This is a genomic window from Crocinitomix algicola (assembly GCF_001661595.2).
GTDB lineage: Bacteria > Bacteroidota > Bacteroidia > Flavobacteriales_D > Crocinitomicaceae > Crocinitomix > Crocinitomix algicola.
On sequence record NZ_LYPF02000021.1, the window covers coordinates 40,933 to 60,344 of the forward strand.

The 19,412-nt window shown below is 35.5% G+C and carries 16 protein-coding genes; 7 read left to right on the plus strand and 9 right to left on the minus strand.

What is annotated here, in order from left to right:
• The first annotated feature begins 19 nt into the window (after window positions 1-19).
• From A8143_RS13605 to A8143_RS13615, 3 genes are all read left to right on the plus strand, one after another.
• Window positions 20-784: a hypothetical protein gene (locus tag A8143_RS13605; RefSeq protein ID WP_070138378.1), complete on the plus strand. Its 765-nt coding sequence runs from the start codon at window positions 20-22 to the stop codon at window positions 782-784.
• A gap of 11 nt (window positions 785-795) precedes the next feature.
• The gene (locus A8143_RS13610; protein WP_070138379.1) at window positions 796-2,052 is read left to right on the plus strand and encodes a M28 family metallopeptidase; all 1,257 of its coding nucleotides are present in this window, start codon (window positions 796-798) and stop codon (window positions 2,050-2,052) included.
• A 265-nt stretch (window positions 2,053-2,317) separates the two neighbouring features.
• A complete protein-coding gene (locus A8143_RS13615; RefSeq protein WP_175437547.1) occupies window positions 2,318-4,660 on the plus strand; it encodes a T9SS type A sorting domain-containing protein in 2,343 nt (780 codons plus the stop codon).
• A gap of 139 nt (window positions 4,661-4,799) precedes the next feature.
• On the opposite strand, the gene A8143_RS13620 is transcribed toward A8143_RS13615, so the two are convergent.
• Window positions 4,800-7,244: an outer membrane beta-barrel family protein gene (locus A8143_RS13620; protein ID WP_070138381.1), complete on the minus strand. Its 2,445-nt coding sequence runs from the start codon at window positions 7,242-7,244 to the stop codon at window positions 4,800-4,802.
• Window positions 7,245-7,369: 125 nt separating this feature from the next.
• Window positions 7,370-8,347, minus strand: coding sequence for a sterol desaturase family protein (locus A8143_RS13625; RefSeq protein ID WP_083261394.1), 978 nt, complete (start codon window positions 8,345-8,347; stop codon window positions 7,370-7,372).
• A gap of 136 nt (window positions 8,348-8,483) precedes the next feature.
• On the opposite strand from A8143_RS13625, the gene kbl reads away from it, so the two are divergent.
• The 3 genes from kbl to A8143_RS13640 all read left to right on the plus strand — a co-directional run bounded on the left by kbl (window position 8,484) and on the right by A8143_RS13640 (window position 10,932).
• Window positions 8,484-9,674: a glycine C-acetyltransferase gene (gene kbl, locus A8143_RS13630; RefSeq protein WP_070138382.1), complete on the plus strand. Its 1,191-nt coding sequence runs from the start codon at window positions 8,484-8,486 to the stop codon at window positions 9,672-9,674.
• A 7-nt stretch (window positions 9,675-9,681) separates the two neighbouring features.
• Window positions 9,682-10,422 carry a hypothetical protein gene (locus A8143_RS13635; protein WP_070138383.1) on the plus strand — a complete coding sequence of 247 codons (741 nt, stop codon included), beginning with the start codon at window positions 9,682-9,684 and terminating at the stop codon, window positions 10,420-10,422.
• Window positions 10,423-10,488: 66 nt separating this feature from the next.
• The gene (locus A8143_RS13640; protein WP_070138438.1) at window positions 10,489-10,932 is read left to right on the plus strand and encodes a sterol desaturase family protein; all 444 of its coding nucleotides are present in this window, start codon (window positions 10,489-10,491) and stop codon (window positions 10,930-10,932) included.
• A 2-nt stretch (window positions 10,933-10,934) separates the two neighbouring features.
• Here A8143_RS13640 and A8143_RS13645 read toward each other — a convergent pair whose 3' ends face one another.
• From A8143_RS13645 to A8143_RS13665, 5 genes are read right to left on the minus strand one after another with little or no spacing between them, the layout of a single operon-like run.
• Window positions 10,935-11,696, minus strand: a complete 762-nt coding sequence (locus A8143_RS13645; RefSeq protein ID WP_139134363.1) for a hypothetical protein — start codon at window positions 11,694-11,696, stop codon at window positions 10,935-10,937.
• A 44-nt stretch (window positions 11,697-11,740) separates the two neighbouring features.
• Entirely contained in the window at window positions 11,741-12,565 is an 825-nt protein-coding gene (locus tag A8143_RS13650; RefSeq protein WP_070138385.1) for an energy transducer TonB, read from the minus strand.
• Window positions 12,562-13,128 carry an RNA polymerase sigma factor gene (locus tag A8143_RS13655; protein ID WP_070138386.1) on the minus strand — a complete coding sequence of 189 codons (567 nt, stop codon included), beginning with the start codon at window positions 13,126-13,128 and terminating at the stop codon, window positions 12,562-12,564. The genes A8143_RS13650 and A8143_RS13655 overlap by 4 nt, the downstream gene beginning before the upstream one ends.
• Window positions 13,129-13,185: 57 nt before the next feature.
• Window positions 13,186-13,749, minus strand: a complete 564-nt coding sequence (locus A8143_RS13660; RefSeq protein WP_083261395.1) for a hypothetical protein — start codon at window positions 13,747-13,749, stop codon at window positions 13,186-13,188.
• Window positions 13,750-13,752: 3 nt separating this feature from the next.
• A complete protein-coding gene (locus A8143_RS13665) occupies window positions 13,753-15,294 on the minus strand; it encodes an acyl-CoA carboxylase subunit beta (RefSeq protein ID WP_070138387.1) in 1,542 nt (513 codons plus the stop codon).
• A 174-nt stretch (window positions 15,295-15,468) separates the two neighbouring features.
• On the opposite strand from A8143_RS13665, the gene A8143_RS13670 reads away from it, so the two are divergent.
• Complete coding sequence (locus A8143_RS13670; RefSeq protein WP_070138388.1) at window positions 15,469-16,923, plus strand: VWA domain-containing protein; 1,455 nt, start codon at window positions 15,469-15,471, stop codon at window positions 16,921-16,923.
• Window positions 16,924-17,199: 276 nt separating this feature from the next.
• Here the strand turns inward: A8143_RS13670 and A8143_RS13675 are convergent, their stop codons facing one another.
• Window positions 17,200-18,669: a glycosyltransferase family 39 protein gene (locus tag A8143_RS13675; protein WP_070138389.1), complete on the minus strand. Its 1,470-nt coding sequence runs from the start codon at window positions 18,667-18,669 to the stop codon at window positions 17,200-17,202.
• Window positions 18,670-18,688: 19 nt separating this feature from the next.
• On the minus strand, window positions 18,689-19,399 hold the full coding sequence (locus tag A8143_RS13680; RefSeq protein WP_070138390.1) for a TapB family protein: 711 nt from the start codon (window positions 19,397-19,399) through the stop codon (window positions 18,689-18,691).
• Window positions 19,400-19,412 lie beyond the last annotated feature (13 nt).

Below are 19,412 nucleotides of genomic sequence, written 5' to 3' on the forward strand. Positions count from 1 at the left end.
TGTGAATAAGTTATAGGAAATGGGCAAAACATCTTTTAAGAACACAAAAGATCTAATTGGAGAAATTAGTAAAGAAATCGAAAAACTAGAAAAAGGAGAATTAAACCTCAACGAACTGGACCAACTAGCATGTAAAGGGCAATCATTGTATGAACAATTAATAATTCTTAGATATAAAGCTTTTGACATTCATGGTGAACCAGGAACTACGGCAGAAGAAAAACCACAAGTAATTAAAACGATTGTGGATGAAAAAGTGATACCGGACACGCCCGAAGAAACACCTTTTGATTTCACAAACGTAAATGATAACGCCCCTGAAGTTGAAAGCCAGCCGAGTTTTGACTTTAGCATTGATGAACCTGTATCAACAACTAAAATTGAAGAGGAAGAAATATCAAATGCAAAACCAAAGGACCCAGAACCTAAAAACGAACCCAAAGAACCTTCTTTTACGCTAAAACAAGATAAAACAGAACAACATTCACTTAATGATGTTCTAAAACAAAGTGAAGATGATTTGTCACTTCGTAAAAAATTTCAAAACACACCAATCTCTGACATCAAATCGAACATCTCAATCGCAAAAAAATTCGAATATATATCCACCATGTTTGATAATGATGCAGAAACATACGAACAAACAATTGATTTTTTAAATACGTGTGCTAGTGGAGATGATGCGAGAATGAAATTAAACGAACTCACCACAAAGTATAACTGGAATCTTGAAGACAAATCAATTATCAAATTTATAGAACTAGTAGAAAGAAGGTACTTATAAAAGTAAGTACTATGAAAACTTTAATCACCCCAATTCTATTTTTATTGACTGCCGTATCTTATGGTCAGAAAGAATATGCAAAAATAATCTTAGACTCATTATGCAGCGATAGATACGACGGCAGAGGCTATGTAAATGACGGTGACAATCGTTCTGCCGATTTTATAATTAAAGAACTTAAAAATATTGGTGTTAAACCTTTTAAAAAAAGAGGTTATGAACAGCACTATTTTCTCAATGTAAACACCTTTCCGTATCCTTTAGAAGTAATCAGTGATGGAGACACCTTGATTCCCGGTGTCGATTATCTTGTTGACCCAATATCGGGAAATGCTCAGGGGGAATTTGAGGTTATTGAAATCAATAGTCAAAACTACGCCAGCATCTACAAAAATCAAGTTGACTTAAGCACTCAAAAACCGGCTCAGAAAATATTTGCTTTTAATTTTACAACGGTAAAAGATAAAGAAAAGCTCGAAAGAATAAGGAAGATGGCGTATGCTGGGATGGATTACTTTCCTATAATTTGGGTAGAAAAAAATAAATTAACCTACCGTGTTGGGCGCACGCAAAAAAATTATCCGCTTATAATTCTTTCTGAATCACAATACAATCAACCTAAAAAGATTAATTTAAAAATTCATTCAACCTATAAACCTCAATATAAATCAAAAAATGTCATTGGCTATATACCTGGGAAACGGAAACGAAAATACATTGTATTTACCGCTCATTATGATCATTTAGGACGAATGGGGACTGATACTTACTTTCCTGGTGCAAATGATAACGCGAGTGGCACTGCAATGTTGCTATCACTAGCTAAGCACTATATGCAACATCGACCAAAATATTCGATTGTTTTCTGCTTTTTTAGTGGAGAAGAAGCAGGATTAGAAGGGTCAAAGTATTTTGTTTCAAATCCATACTTTAAAACAAAACGCATAAAATTTGTTCTCAACATTGACATCATGGGCGCCGCTGATAAAGGCATCACATTAGTTAATGCTACCGAACACCCTAATGATTTTGATACATTTACTCGCTTAAATAAAGAAAAAAATTACCTTAACAAGGTTGCTAAAAGAGGACCAACAGCTAACTCTGACCACTACTATTTTACAACGCTAGGTATTCCAGCCTTTTTTATATACTCGATGGGAAGTGTCAGCAATTATCACGACATCCATGATACAGCCGAAAATACACCCCTCAATAAATTTGATGAGGTGCAATCCCTTTTAATTGATTTTGTTTCAAGTAAATAAATTTTAACAAGTACTCGTTAATACGTTAATTTTATTACCCATTAATTCAACTTGAGACACAAGTCTTGATAATTTAAATGCGTATTAAACATCTTTACTTTGCAGCAATCACAACGCCACACTACATTCATCCATCGGAACATTCCGTTCACTAAACTATAAAATTCAAGACTTTATCGAGTTTAAAGATTACCTAAACATCATCATAAATTTAATAAACTGAATAATTTTTTGTAGTTTCATGGCAAATTTTTTTTTTGGAATTATGAAACAATACTACAACTTGAAGAAATCCTGGCTTTTCGCATTTGCATTAGTTTCGGGCTTAGGTGCAAGCGCCCAGCTGTATGAATTCAGCGAGCACACCTTTACGAACGCTGGTGCCGAAGGAAAAGAAGGACCAACATTAATTGACTGTGTAGACGAATACACAGCCGACGGAGCAGCTTGGGCTGCAACATATCTAGACATGAGTACGCCAGGCATCCAAGAGTGGACTGTACCTGCCTCAGGATCCTATACTATAACTGCTGCTGGAGCAAAAGGTGGTTTTCACCCTTGGTCTGGTAATGACGGAGGATTCGGTGCACAAATGACCGGAACTTTTGATTTAGAAGAAGGAGATATTCTTTATATCCTAGTAGGGCAACAAGGTGGAGACGCGCTCAACTTTGATAATGCTGCACCAGGTGGTGGTGGTGGAACCTTTGTTTGGGACCCAACTGATGATGCTGAGCCATTAATTGCTGCTGGTGGTGGTGGTGGCGGTGGAAGAGTCACTTATGACGATATCCACGCAACAGATGAAATAGATGGTCATGGTTCTTACAATAAAGCTAACGGTGGTGTTGGCGGAAATGGTGGACGAAACAATACCGGTGGTGGAAGTTACTGGGCTGGTGGTGGTGCTGGCTGGTTAACTAACGGTACAGGTGGTAACCAAGCCTCTGATTATGTTTACACTGGTTCTTATGCACAAGGTGGTCGTAGACCATTAGAAGGTGGAATTGGAGGACAAAGATATAATGACGGATTTGATGAAGGTGGAGACGGAGGATTCGGCGGCGGCGGCGGCGGCGGATCTGACAATATGGGTACCGGCGGTGGCGGTGGCTATTCTGGCGGTGGCGGTAACTGGGGTTCTAACTCTCACCCTGGTGGTGGCGGAGGATCATATAACTCTGGAGCTGATCAAATTAATATTGCTGGCGTGAACGATGGAATGGGTTATGTTACTATCGTACTTAATTGTGTTCCTCTTGTACCAGATCATACGGACACAGGTGTATGTCATGGTGACCCTGTAACTTTATCTGCAGATTCAGAAACTGGTGGAACTATCTCATGGTCAGGTGGTATTTCTGATGGAACACCATTTATTCCTGCACCAGGAATGACAACTTTCGAGGCATTCAGCACAAGCCCAGATGATTGTGCTTATTCAATTGACGTATATTCAACTGCTGTTCCAGAAATCACAGCACACTCTAGTTTACCATCCGCTTGTGAAGGAGCATTAATCACTTTATGGGGTGAAGGAGGAGATCATTACGAATGGACTGGTGATGGTGATATTGACCCAACTGATAGTGTCGCATTCCTAGCAGAAGCTGGAACAAGAACGTATACTCTTATTGGTTCTGAACTTGGATGTGAAGCGCCTCCTGTTGAACTAGTATTAGAAGGAGCACCACAACCAGAAGTAATCGGAACTGCAACTCCATCCGAAGTATGTATGGGAGAATCATACACTATTAACGGAGGTGGTTCTGGCGCTGTTTCTTACTACTGGGGAGGTGGTTTAGCAGACGGAGGAACAGTTACACCTGAGACTCCTGGAACTTTTGTTCATATGGTTGTTGGTGTATCAGAAGACGGATGTTATGATACAGCATTTGCTACTGTAAATGTAATTCCTGCACCTATGGTAGAAGCTGGTCCAGACAAAACTGTATGTGAAGGTCATGAAGTAACTTTATTAGGTTCAGGTGCTGAAACATATTCTTGGGATATGGGTGTTGAAAATGGAATTCCATTCGTTCCACCTGTTGGATCTACTGAATATACAGTAACTGGAACAAATGCGGCAGGATGTTCAGGAGAAGACATGGTAACTATTAATGTTGTTGACCTTCCTGAAATCACAGATGTTGTAATTGAAGATGAATATTACGGTTATGATGGATCAATTGACATTACAGTAGGTGGTGGATCAGGAGATTATACTTTTGCATGGTCTCATGGACCAACTACAGAAGATGTTGATGGTTTAACAGACGGTGTATACACTGTAACAATTGATGACATCACTATTGATCCAGGAAAATGTCCTGTAGAAGAGACATTTATCTTAACAAGCTACGTTGGAATTGAAGGTGAAGCTGCTCAATCAATTGAAATCTTCCCTAATCCAACTGCAGATCAATTAAACATTAAATTTGAAGGGTCATTTGATTATGAAGTAGTTTCTATTTCTGGTCAAATATTAATCAGTGGTGTTGCTGTTGATCAAGAAGTAATTTCTCTTGCTGATTTAGCTAACGGTACATACATCGTTAAAATCATGTCAGAGGAAGTAACTCATATATCGAATATTGTGAAGAACTAAATTCACTTTCCTTATTAACATTAAAAAGGCTGTTTCAAATTTGAAACAGCCTTTTTTTATAATTACTTCTTAGTATACCTCAAAGAGAGACAAATTAATTCAGTAATATGTTATCTGACACGCTATAATACTGGATTTATTAGCGTTGTCCCCCGCCATCACCATTTGTACGATTATTCTCATCTTCCAATCCGGTCTTCCGTTCCCGAATTTTTTTCATTTCGTTATTCCCGAAGTTATAGGTTAAATTAAAGGCTACACGTTGACTTTCGTATCCCCCTGAACCATCAAACCGGACATCTCCAAAAGTCGCTTTTGCCTTCCACCATGAGGTAAAAAATATATCAGAACCGGATAAACGCAAAGCCAAACGATCATTAAAAAACTTCTTTTCTAAAGCTGCATTAAAAGCACCCAAACTTTGTGTAACATAGGTACCGCCCCAAACTGATGGAGAACTAAACCATCCAGACAATTCAAGCTTAAAGCCCTTTGGCAATAAAAAAGTATTTTGACCATATATACTAACCGTTTCTTGGGTTAATGGCGTGAATTTTTCATCATTAGCCAAATACGAAGTTGAATATGCATTCACTGATAAGTAAACATTCCACCAACTTTTAACCTGTAGTGGCAAACTTAAACCTAAAGTTATCGTTCGCTGGTCGGCAACATTTAAGGTTGTTAAAAAAGATTTATCCGTACCCAACGTATCTGTAATTTGAGCAAAATAATCTTCAACATAACTATAACTAACCGATGTTGTAAAACGGTACTTAAAGGTATGAGACAATCTTGTATTGTAGGCATATTGTGGCTGTAAAAACGGATTCCCCTTCATAAACGATAGTTCGGAAGACTGATTAACAAAAGGATTTAAAGATTGATAATTTGGTCGTTGAATACGTCTACTAAAATTTAGAGCCCACATGTTATTCTGATTCTGATTGAATGTTAATCCCCCACTTGGAAAAAGATTGGTGTAGGATCTACGAACCGAATCTTCAGAATTAATTTGACTACTCTTTAACTCTCCAAAAGATTGAGTATGTTCAACCCGAACCCCTACCTGCAAATTCCATTTTTGATTTAACTTTTTAGCGTAATTAATGTAACCTGCTGCAATGTTTTCTGAATAAAGAAATTCATTCGAACGGCTATCATTTCGATAATCATTACCATCAACTACATCAAAAAATTCAAACACATTATCCGTTTCGACCATTGACACTTTCATTCCAGCGCCTAATTTTCCACCTAAAAAATATTGGCCATAATCCAATTTTGCAGAATATATAGCGATTGAAGTTGGCGTTACCATACGGTAGTTATTTTCAAATAATGTATTCCCGTTGCTTCCATTTAAATATAAATTAGGTTGATAATTAGAGGACTCCCGATTATAGGCAGCATAGTCCAAATCCAGTGTTAACTCATGCCCTAAAGAATCTTGATAACGGTAATTTATATTACCAGCACCTTGTGAATTTGTACCATAACCAGTGTTTTCCGCTATTAACTTTTGTTGTGGCGTATTAGATTCAAAAGGAATAATTAAAGTACTTGTGTTACTTGAGTTTTCAGTGTCAAAATAATTTCCAGAAACCAAAATTCCTAGTGTATGATTATCATTTATAAACCAATCCGTACCAACTTTAGCGTTATGTGCCCCTGCATAATAACTATTATCTGTCTCAGAGCTATACAAATAACCATATTGCCAACGATCCATGTCAAAAAATCCCCAGTTACGTCCATAGTTATTACTATACGAAGCATAAACATTACTCTTTTTATTTCTATGATTTATTGATATAGAACTATTCGCATGATGATTTTTACCATAAGCATAACCCGCTGTAAACGTACCATTAGTACCCAAATTTTTATCACGTTTAAGTATAATATTAATTATCCCAGCGTTACCAGCTGCATCGTATTTAGATGAAGGTTGTGTTATGATTTCTAACTTATCAATATCCGCGGCCTGCAGTGTTTTTAAATAATTAATTAAATCATCACCGGCTAAAATCGAAGGTTTATTATCAATATAAACTTGGACACCTGACTTTCCCTCAACAATAATATCATTATTATTATCGATTATAACACCCGGTGCTTTACGTAACAAATCAAACCCATTAGATCCGGTAGCGTTAAGTGTTTTATCCACATTAAACACAGTTTTATCTGGCTCAACTTCAATTATCGGACGTAATTGTAAGACCTGCACAGCTTCAAGTTCACTGTCCGAAATCATTTTTATAATTCCAATCTCTATTCCATCTCCAAAGAGTTCAAATTCTTCTGAAATATACTTTTCAAATCCGACAGAAGCAATTTGCAGAAAGTACTTTCCGTTAGCCACTCCATTTAAAACAAACTTACCCGTGGTATCTGAAACACCAAATTTAGAAACAGTACTATCTGTACTGTTCTTCAATAAAATATTAGCGAAAGGGATAGGTTCATTATCATTCAACAACTCACCTGTTACTCGGTTAGCTCCTTGCGAAAATGCAATTACGTTAAACTGAGTAAACAGTAGTAAACATGATAATTTTAAAAAATTCAACGTGCACATAATTATAATTTATATGTACAAAGTTCAATATACCATACCGAACAACAATTGGAAATGAAGATGAACAGTTACAAAATCTGTTCAACGTCATAGATTAAGGTTAAAAGGTATTTATTTTTACCCTTTTAATTCATTTTTTTGGATTCTTTATTCCAAAAACCATAAAATAATTGTTTCCAAAACGATTTAGGGAATTGCTCTACATCTTTAAATCCCAGACGAATATCTCTTCCAGAATACGGCACATAATTAGTTCTAAATATATAATCCCATAAACTTAAAGAAATTCCAAAATTAGCACCATATTGATGATCATCGGGTAGTTCGTAGGCATGATGCCAAATATGCATTCTAGGATTGTTAAAAACGTATTTTAATGGACCATAAGAAATATCAATATTGGCGTGATTAATGTGCCCTATTGCGATGGCTAAATAATGTGCAATAAACGCAGTTTCTAGTGTAAAGCCGCCAATAAAAAGCATCGCTAAATATTTCATTGGGGTATAAAAAACATTTTCCATCCAATGATACCTTAAATGAGCAGCAAATCCCATTTGTTCTACTGAATGATGGACTTGATGGAAACGCCATAAAAAGTTGAACCGATGCAATAAAAAATGTGTAAACCACTGCACAAAATCTAACGCTAAAAAGAAAATAATAAATTGCAAAACCGGGTGAAGGCTGGATAGGTTGAACAACGAATAGGCTGACAAGTCTCCGCCTACAATATTTATAAAGCCCTGTTCAGTTATATTGGCAATAGCTGCAAATATTATCAAGCGGAAAAGAAAGAAGTTGAAAATCATATAAAAAGCATCCAACCAAAAATCCTTTCTAAAAACAGGCTGATTCTTGCGCCAAGGAAAAACTATTTCTAACAACCAAACCAAAAGCGATAATCCAATTAATAACCAAAAATAATTGATATACCACGGCTCCGTTTGAAAGGTTATTTCACGCCATAGATATCCTCCATATCCGATGAATGAATCGATAAAAACATCAAAAAATGAAACTATTGAACTTTCAGTTCCTTGCGAATAAGACACTCTACTCACAACAAGTCCAATAAATAAAAATACTACCCTTATGCCCATAAAACGATTCTATTTTTCAATTCTTTCTGTTTGATTAAAAACAGATAATCGACTTTTAGTATACAAACAAATTCTACGCTAAGTTAGTTCAATTGAATCATTATCTTTGTATCATATATTACAAAGCACTGAAATTATGATTGGAAAACTAGAAGAACAACTACAAAATGAATTAGCGGCAATTAAAGAAGCTGGTCTTTATAAAGAAGAGCGAATTATTGTTACACCCCAAGGTGCGGAAGTGACCGTGGATAGTGGTGACGATGTTGTAATCATGTGTGCTAATAATTACCTAGGTTTATCCAGTCATCCTAAAGTAATTGAAGGAGCTAAGAAAGCACTTGACAGTCATGGTTTTGGTATGTCTTCTGTGAGATTCATATGCGGAACGCAAGATATTCACAAAACACTAGAGCGAAAAATTTCTGAGTTTCTAGGAATGGAAGATACGATTTTATATGCTGCCGCTTTTGATGCCAATGGAGGTGTATTTGAACCACTCTTTGGTAAAGAAGATGCCATAATTTCTGATGAGTTAAATCATGCTTCAATTATTGATGGCGTTCGTTTATGCAAAGCTGCACGTTACCGTTATAAAAACTCTGATATGGCAGATTTGGAGGAGCAATTGAAAGCCGCCCAAAGTCATAGGAATAGAATTATTGTAACTGACGGAGTATTTTCTATGGATGGTTACGTAGCTAAGTTAGATCAAATTTGTGATTTGGCAGAAAAATACGATGCACTTGTTATGGTTGACGATTGCCATGCTACAGGATTTATTGGTAAAACAGGACGCGGTACACACGAACACAACAATGTAATGGGACGTGTTGACATCATCACGGGCACACTTGGCAAAGCATTGGGTGGTGCCATGGGTGGATTCACAGCTGCGAAAAAAGAAATCATTGATATGTTGCGACAACGATCTAGACCTTATTTATTCTCAAATTCACTTGCCCCTTCTATAGTAGGTGCTTCTATCGCCGTATTTGATTTGTTAAGTGAATCAACTGAATTGCGTGATCGTTTAGAAGAGAATGCAGCATACTTTAAAGCGGGAGTGAAAAAAGCTGGATTAGACGTCAGAGAAGGAGATTCCCCAATTGTTCCTGTTATGCTTTATGACGCAAAAATTGCGCAAGAATTTGCGGCTAAATTATTAGATGAAGGTGTTTATGCCATTGGATTCTTTTACCCAGTTGTACCGAAAGAACAAGCAAGAATTCGTGTTCAATTGTCTGCTGCCCATACAAAAGCGCAACTTGACAAAGCTATTGCTGCGTTTGAAAAGGTTGGTAAAGAGCTGGGTGTAATTAAATAAAACGAAGATGAAAAAAATTTGGTATATCGCATGCATCAGTCTTGTTATAAGCTGTCAAAATAGTACTAATGAGAATACTGAAGTAGACACAGGCACTGTTCAAGAAATTGAACCGAATCAAAAAGAACTCGATGAAATTGCTTTACTTGAACAGCCTCAGCTAATACAGGACTTCTTTGCTATTGATGAAACTATTTTAGGCGATGATTTTTGTTTTGACAAACAAGAAGTAAGTCAAGCAATTTTACACAATAATTCAGCTGTTGATTGGAAAAAATTTGAACTATCTGATCATTATTTTACAATAAATGAGAGTAAATGTGGTGTCCTTTTAGAATTCATGACTTTTGAATTGGGTGAAAAGAAAGTCGCTTTTTTAAGTCAAATGAACGAAGGCAAACAACAATTCAATTATTTGATCTGGGACAATAAAAAAAATCAATGGAAAAATTCGAATGATTACCCTAAACCCGAGTTAACCGCCTATTTTTCTGACTTAAACGAAGATGAAATAGAGAAAGTCAATGAATATGGTACAGATTTAGTGTATATTAATCCACAATATATTGGAGCAACTTTTGTGTTTTCCGAATGGGGTATGATGATGAATATGGGTGAAAAGCAAATGGATCAATTTACCTCACCTATTCGACATGAATTTGAACTAAAAGTCGTTGACAACCAACTCGTATTAGAACAAGTTGATTTAATTTTGGGCACTGAGAAGGATAGCGTTTTAGCCATTTAAAAGAACGAATAAAACAATATCTCATTTCGTGTGTTTCTAGTACTGAACAACCTTATAAATGAGGATATGATTTTATTTATTTCGATAATCGCTGCTTTTTTCTTTATGGAATTTATGGCTTGGTTTACCCATAAGTATATCATGCATGGATTTTTGTGGAACCTACATGAAGACCATCATAAACCGACCGGTAAACTTTTCCAAAAAAACGATCTATTCTTCCTTATTTTTGCAATTCCCTCTTGGCTAACTATTATGTTTGGCTTCATCTATAACAACTCAATCTCAATAGGAATTGGTTTTGGCATCGCTCTCTACGGTTTAGCTTACTTTTTGATGCATGATGTCCTTATTCATCGTAGAAAAAAATGGTTCGATAAAACTGATAATCGCTATTTTAAAGCCGCAAGAAAAGCGCATAAAGTGCATCATAAAAACCAAGAAAAGGAAGACGGCAAATGCTTTGGCATGCTAATCTTCCCTTTCAAGTATTTTAAAGAAGCTAAATAAAACTACTTTAAACTAACATTTTTACCTAAGGCATATCTTACTCCTACATTGCACATAACAGATCCATTAAATATATTTGGCGGCGTCTCAGGGTAATAATTCTTAGGGTCATTCCGATCACTCTCATTCAAATAAATAGGCGTTCCAAAAATGCCCGCCAGTGATGCATGCACCATTAAATGGTTTGAAATAGGCACATCCAAATTAAGTGAAAGCCTTAAATCGGTATTCAAAAAATGATAATTGACTTGTGCAAAATCATGCTCGCCTATGACTTGTTGATGACCATTACCTTGATCAGTAAAGTAGTCATAATTTTCCGGAGTAACAATCTCAGCAAATTCCCAGGTTCCATCCTCATTGATTGCATATCCAATATTTTGCCTTTGTAAAAACTGACTTCGATATGCAAGATTTAAATCTAAACCTAATGAAAATCCAAATTTTAAATCGCGTTCTAAACCGAGCCTTAGATTAAATTGATTCCTTCTGCTCGTCTGACGTGTCATAAGAACAGTTGTGTCTGAAGCAGAATAGACAGATTCAGGGGAAAAATAGTTCCCTTGACCTCCAACTGTAAACCCAATTTTATAGCGATAGCTTTCACCGAAAGGATTTCGGAATTCTAAACCAAATTTATTGAGTTGATCCGTGGAGAAAACCACTCCTAAATCCTTGTACCTTTCATTAGGTGAATCTTGTCCATACCCTAAAACTGAACTTGATAATCCAATACCTAAACCAATAATTCTAAACCAATTCATAAGCGTTATTTTCACTTGTAAACGAGTCATTTAAGTAAATAGTATCACTCAAACGAAAAATTTATTGGCAAGGTATAGTAGGCTGGCTTGGGTTGACCATTGACCATTGCCGGTATCCATTTTGGCATCAAACCCACCACCCTCAACGCTTCTTTATCGATTGATTTACTCACCCCTTTCTCTACCCGGGTATTCTTAATGTTTCCCTCAATATCAATTGTAAAGCGAACATAAACAATTCCTTGATTTCCGTTTATTAATGCCTCTTTCGGGTAGTTGATGTTTTGGTTAATAAAGTTTGATAGTGCAGAAAATCCTCCAGGATATGTTGGTTCGACATTGATTTGAGTCTCATTGATTTCGCTATCATTGTCAATTGACCTTTTTTCTAATTCGTCCGAATTATTATTTTCTTCTAAATAAAATTCTTGCGAGCTGATTGTTGAATCGGAGCCTATAATTACCAATGCTGTATCTGTTTCCTCCAATTCTTCAATAAAAGAATCTTCAATTGCCTTATCTGAAACGCATGTTTCTAATTTCAATTTTCTTTGAGATGACACAAATTGAACTAGGCTTGTTTCCTTATTTAGGTTGAAATACAAAAAGAATATAGATGTCATTGCAAATGCTATAAACAACCCTCGTAAGAACAACTTCCGAAAACGATATTTGCGATAGGCAAGTTGCGCATCTTGCTTTAAGCCATATGCATTTAAACCTTCCTGAAACAATTGCTGAAACATTACTTTTTGATTAAAATCGGAATCCAACTTTATTTTACGCTCAAACTCCCTGCCTTCCATTTCTGACAACTTTCCAGACAAATACAAGTCGATACGTTCCATTTCTTCTAATTCTCTTCTCATAATTGATGATTTAAAGAATTAGCACCCCAATCAACAGCCATTTTGCGTGCTTTTTCCATGCACTTGTACTTTTTCGTTTTTGCCGTTTGAACTGATTTGTAATTCAACTGCTTCGCAATTGATTCTAAGGAATGCTTTTTATAGTAAAATGATACTAAAACAGTACGACAAGTTTCACCTAGCTTTGAAATAATCTTTTCAACGATTTTATAACGCAACTCTAGTAAGGTAAAATCTTCCAATTCAGATTGATCTTTAAGTTCAATTCCAATTGATTCATTCTTTTTATTTCGAACACGTTTCTTTTTAAGTTCATTCTTCCAAAGAAGTTTACACGTGTTGATTAAGAATCCTTCTACCTTAACTTCAGATTGATCAGAAAAAGCATTCACTTTATTGTACAGGACGATTAAGCCATCTTGAAAAACATCCAAGGCTTCACTTTTTGTGCCCGAATTAGATTTCACATAAGCTTCAACTTTGCTTAAATTTTTATAGAGGTAGCGGAATGCTTTTTCGTGCATTCCACACTTTAGTTGTTGGATTAACTTTTCATTTGTCATTTAATCGGTATTTATCACCAATGTAATCAACTCGAAAAGGTAACCAGAAAATTCAATTTATTTCGAAAATGCCTCAATACATGTTTCTCGAATAGTCCATATTTGATTAAGGTCTACTGCTAATTGAGTGGCATATTTTTTTATAAATTTCTTATGTAAATCTTGCTTGAAGCTATTGATTTGATCTGCATTAATTTCGATCGTCTTCAAGAACTTAAAATCAATTTTTTTTCGCTTTTCGTTTAGACCAGATACATCTACGAATTGTTCATTTATTTCTAAAAAACAATGGGCTTCGGGAATAAAAGCTAGTTCATTTTTCTGTAAAATAGGTTTCAATCGAGAATCGAATTCCGCATCCATTAAAAAAAAACCTATGAACAGGTGTACATTATGCCAACCTTGTTCATGAGCTACTGCCTTTATCAGCGCATTTTTCGTGCTACATGTCCCTTTTTCTTCAGCTAAAACCAACGAATGATTACGGTGGGAGTTTCTACCATAAGGTAACTGTTCAACCCATTCTAATAAACTTTGAAGAGAAAAAATTCCATAATTGGCACACTCATTTGACAATGGTCCTAGCTGACCATCAATTAATAAATGAGCAAGTGGCTGCATAATTTATAATGGAATATTACCGTGTTTTTTCTTTGGTAAGTGCGCGACTTTATTCTTTAACATATCAAAGGCACGAATTAATTTTTTTCGTGTATTTGCCGGTTCAATCACCTCATCAACAAAACCATGTTTAGCAGCGTTGTATGGGTTCGCGAATAGCTCTGCATATTCAGCTTCTTTTTCGGCCAATTTGGCTACTGGATCATCTGCTGATTGAATTTCTTTTCTAAAAATAATTTCAGCAGCACCTTTTGCTCCCATAACCGCAATTTCAGCTGAAGGCCATGCATAATTCATATCTGCACCAATATGTTTAGAATTCATTACATCATACGCTCCACCATAAGCTTTTCTAGTAATAACGGTTATTCTTGGCACTGTTGCTTCACAAAAAGCATAGAGCAATTTAGCGCCATTATTAATAATTCCGTTCCACTCTTGTTCCGTACCAGGCAAGAATCCAGGCACATCTTCTAATACAAGTAATGGGATATTAAAAGAATCGCAGAAACGCACAAAACGACCAGCTTTATTAGATGCATTATTATCCAAAACACCCGCTAAAAAAGCGGGTTGATTCGCCACTACCCCGATGCTTTTTCCACCTAGAAACGCAAATCCTATGACAATGTTCTCAGCATAAGAAGCTTGCACCTCATAAAAAGAATCTGTATCCACAATTTCGCGAATAACATCCTTCATGTCATAAGGTTGATTGGGATTTTCGGGAACGATGTTATTCAAATCAATTCTTCGTTCATCAGAAGGAGAATATTCGTACCGTGGAGATTGTTCTTCACAATTCTGTGGCAAATAAGTCATTAACTTTTTGATATCATTAATGCATTTTAAATCATTTTCAACAGAGAAATGTGCTACACCTGACTTTTGAGAATGCGTAGAAGCTCCTCCTAGTTCCTCACTAGTCACCTCTTCGTGAGTCACCGTTTTAACAACATTAGGACCAGTAACAAACATGAATGAAGAATCTTCAACCATGTAAATAAAATCAGTTAATGCTGGAGAATAAACTGCACCGCCGGCGCATGGCCCCATTATCGCAGAAATTTGCGGAACAACACCAGAAGCTAATGTGTTACGATAAAAAATATCGGCATAACCTCCCAATGAAACAACCCCTTCTTGAATTCTTGCACCTCCTGAATCATTTAGTCCAATTAAAGGAATTCCATTTTGAATGGATAAATCCATAATTCGAACAATCTTTTTAGCGTGAACCTCAGCCAAAGAACCACCAAAAACGGTAAAATCCTGTGAAAAGACATAGATTGGTCGCCCATTCACTAAACCATAACCTGTAACAACTCCATCGCCTAAAAACTGTTGTTTATCCAAACCAAAGTTCGTGGAACGATGTGTTGTAAGCATTCCAATTTCTTCAAAACTTCCCTCATCTAAAAGTAATTGAATCCGCTCACGAGCAGTCAATTTCCCTTTACTATGTTGAGATTCAATACGTTTTTCTCCACCTCCTTTTAAGGCTTCTTCTTTTTTAGAATTTAGTAGGTCTAATTTTGATCCCATGCTATAATTTTAGAATAGAAAACTAAGTTAATACAAATTTCTTAAGCGATGGAATTAAACCGCTGTTGAATCCAATAAAACAACAAAAATAGAGCCTTAGATGTGAGCTTTAAATACAAGAAACTTTGGTATAATATCTGTAACCATAATCTTGTTTAAGTACTATATTTAGGCATGCGAAATTTATTATTATTTATTTTTGTTTTGAGCTCGGTATTCAGTTATGGACAAATTGAAGCAAATCGAACTGCTTATGATTTTGGTGAACTCTATCCAAACGCTCAAACCTACATTGACATTGAATTTACAAATCACACCACTGATAAACATTTTTTATTGAATGTACAAAAGCCAAGGGATGTTTACTATATCTTCTCAAGTAAAGTTCTTTTACCGGATAGCTCTATCACCATTCGTTTAAAAATTAATGAAGGTAAAAAAGGAAAGTTTAACCACGATGTTGACATCTATTTTTCTGATCGTGATCAACCCATAACCATCCAATTAAAAGGAAACGTCAAAGAAGTCTCCCAAAATCCTTTAACCGCTTGTCCCGATTTTAATAGTAGTCCACCATCTGGAGTTCAACGTTATAATTTCGCGCTAACCATAAAAGTTGTAGACTCTCTAACACGTGAACCTATTCATCGTGCAAAAGTTGCTCTAATACATAACAATAAACAAGTAGGTTACTTTACAACCAATAGAGATGGAATAATTCGGAAAGAGGTACCCATTGGACTTTATTTACTTGCCACCCAAAAATCCAATTACTCTAATAATTTTAAAGAATCATACGTAAATTTTCAACAGAATTATATCCTCATACAACTTCAACAACCAAGTGAGGAACCTGTTTATGAAGAAGAAGTTTATGCTGAAGAACCTCAGATTGAAGAAGATGAAGGAAGTATAATAGAGATTGAGATTACTGAAACACCTCCAATTCAGGAAATTCCTGAAGAAACTACACCAATTTTAGAAGAGAATTCTGAAATGGTGGAAACACCGAATTATAATGATACGACAGACTTAAAGGACCTACCTGATAGTCTATTTGACGTTAACCACTTTAAGTTGAACAATATTACTTTTATCTTGGATGTTTCAAGTTCGATGAATGCCGTTGGGAAACTCGAACTTTTAAAATTATCAATGACAGAATTAGTAGATATTTTAAGGGATGATGATTTAATCACCATCTTAAAATATTCATCAAGTGTTGATGTTGTTGTGGAAAGTTTAAGTGGTAAAGAAAAAGAAGAAATTATTTCAGGTGTTGCTGGATTAACCACGAGCAGTTCAACGGCTGGTGGCGACGCTATTGAAGAAGCCTACCGAATGAACAAACAAAATTATAACGATAAAAGAAACAATATTGTCATCATGATAACAGATGGTGCATTTAATAAAGGCAGTAATACCTATTTAGAAACCATTGGCTCACATTACGAGAAACAAGGCATTATTTTTTCAGTTGTAGGAATAAAAACATCGAAATACATCACCAGTCATATGGAAAATGTAGTTTCAAAAGGCGGAGGAGATTTCATTGAAGTTCGGTCGGTTGAGGATGCCGAAACGAAAATCATTTCTGAAATCAAAAGAACATCATTTAGAGGAAGATGATCTATACCTAGCAGCCAATTATTTTAATTCATTACAATTACTTTAAGGCAAGTGCTTAAAAGTCTAGCCTATTCATTTTACTTAAGCTAAAAAGCCAGAAGCAATAATGAATACAGCCAATAGCAATATCATTAATCTTGTACGCATAGTTTTTTGTTTGTACTTTCAATAACGAGCAAATTGGGTTTGGGTGCCAGTGATTTTAAATGGAGTTACTCACAAGTTTTGAACAAAATCAGTAATCATGCGGGATAAGGAAGAATAGAAACAAGTTATCTACACACCTGTTTTCCAAATTTCTATATATTCATTCCGATTTCTAGGGTTAAGCCAACGTAATAAAGCATCTACCAAGCTAGGTTCACAAACTTTAACAAGATGCATTTTCGGGTAAATGGTCTTGTATGCTGAAATTCGCTCTTCTAACATCTCATCGTCACAAAAGAGGATGTAATTATATTGATAGCCTTCGTGCACACTCAAGCTTTGTTCTTGATTTATTCGTGGGATAATTTTTAATTCCCAATTTGTAGAATAAAACTTAGGTAACATTGAAGGATCAGCTTTACCACTCGACTCCTGTAAAATCATCATTTCACGCGTATCAATATTCGCAAAATAATACATTGATTCTACACGTGACTTTTTAGTATAAGTTAAACTCGCAAAGATTAATAGCGGTATGTTCAAGATCCAAAATAGGCGCCACGACAAGCGCTTAAATTTTAGCACAAAATTCGTTTGTTTCAAAAGATCATAACCCATGACACCGAGCATAATAAAGAAGGGTAAAACCGGTAGAATAAAACGTTCTTGTTTACTCGGATAAATCGAATGAAAAATAATAAAAAACAACACGGGAAGAAATAAAAGTAAATACTTTTTCCAGCTTCTAAAAAAGCCTATACCCAAGAGAATTCCTAATGGAAACAAAGTAGCTCCCATCAAAACCAACAAATACATGAAATAATTATTATTTGGAATATAAGCAGTACCCTCATTTACATTATAGGTAGTATAACCAATAAATTCAGCAAAAGGATAACCCCAGATCAAATAATCAACCAATCCTTGAGTTAAACCGATGCAAATAAAAATACCTATTGAAAACAATATAAAGCCACGCGATTTCTTTTCAACGAGCAATACTAATCCCATTCCCAAGGCAAATACTGCAACTTGATAACGAAAAGAAACTGCCATTCCAATTAATAATCCTGCAAAAATAAATCGACTTCTATGATCAGATTTAATCAACACCCAAACACTCCATAGCATAAAAGGAATACAGGTTATTTCGACCAGATTACGAACGGATAAAAAAGGAAGAATCCATAGAATCGCCAATGTCCAACCCACCAAAACAGCTTGATGCTTATTACCCAGTTTTTCTGTAATCTTATATCCAAAATGAACAATGAGCAGCGAAAATGCGCCGTGAATAAGACGACTAATCAACATGAGTAATTTAGGATCCTGTAAACCTATTGATTTAAAAAATAAAAAGATAAAATAATTTAGACCAACGTAAGTAAAACTATGACCCTCGGGGCCATTATTCAATTCAGACCATGGCAACCAATTATTATAATCAAACCCATCAACCCAAGACGCGGAAGACTCAACAATCAAAAAATGATCATCATGCATACCATAGCCCTGTGAAAAAATAGCAGCTATTAACCGAATGATAATAGCTGCTAATAAAATTGTTTTATACGATGTAAAGTCTAAATTTTTCGTCATTAATTAAGGGGGGAATAATCTATTTAATGGCTGAAAGAATACGAACAAATTCTAGCTTATCCTTATCCGTATATGTTTCAGAGCGCACAGCACCTAATTCTTCAACCAACCAAGTTTTAGTCTTCGATTTTCTATTCATAAACATCATTTTGGTTTCTTGAGATTCGGTTAAAACCATTGCACTAAAAGTACCTGCTGGCGTCGTTATCTCTTCTATTCCTTCAACTTTTCGATCGGTAATATCAATATTCATGGTCATCATCACTGAACCGTTTGCCTTTATTTTCATTGTCAGATTAGCATCAGGTAAAGATTCCCCAACAGCGATTGAACTCGGAATTACTAATTCAGACTGTTCAATTTCCATCTCCATATCTTCATATGCCTCTAACATGTCTTGTTGTAGGTAAGACTTAAGGTCCATTTTAAAATTACCATCAACACAAGCGTATTCCATTTCTTGCTCTGATGTTAACTCCCCTTTTTTATCAAAAGTTTTTGCCAGAATTCCAATCTCAATGTTTTCGCCAACCTCTTTTATAGATTGAATGGTCATTTCATCCGATCCTGTAAGTTTTTCCTTACCATTAAAATTTTCATACCGTAAAGTCACACCTTCCTCTAAAGGAATAAAGACTTTACATATATTCTCTCCAGCTGAAATTAACGAGGCTGAAAACGCAAAAAACGTGAAGATTAGAGCAGTACTTAAAAGAAATAATTTTTTCATTTTGAATTGTATT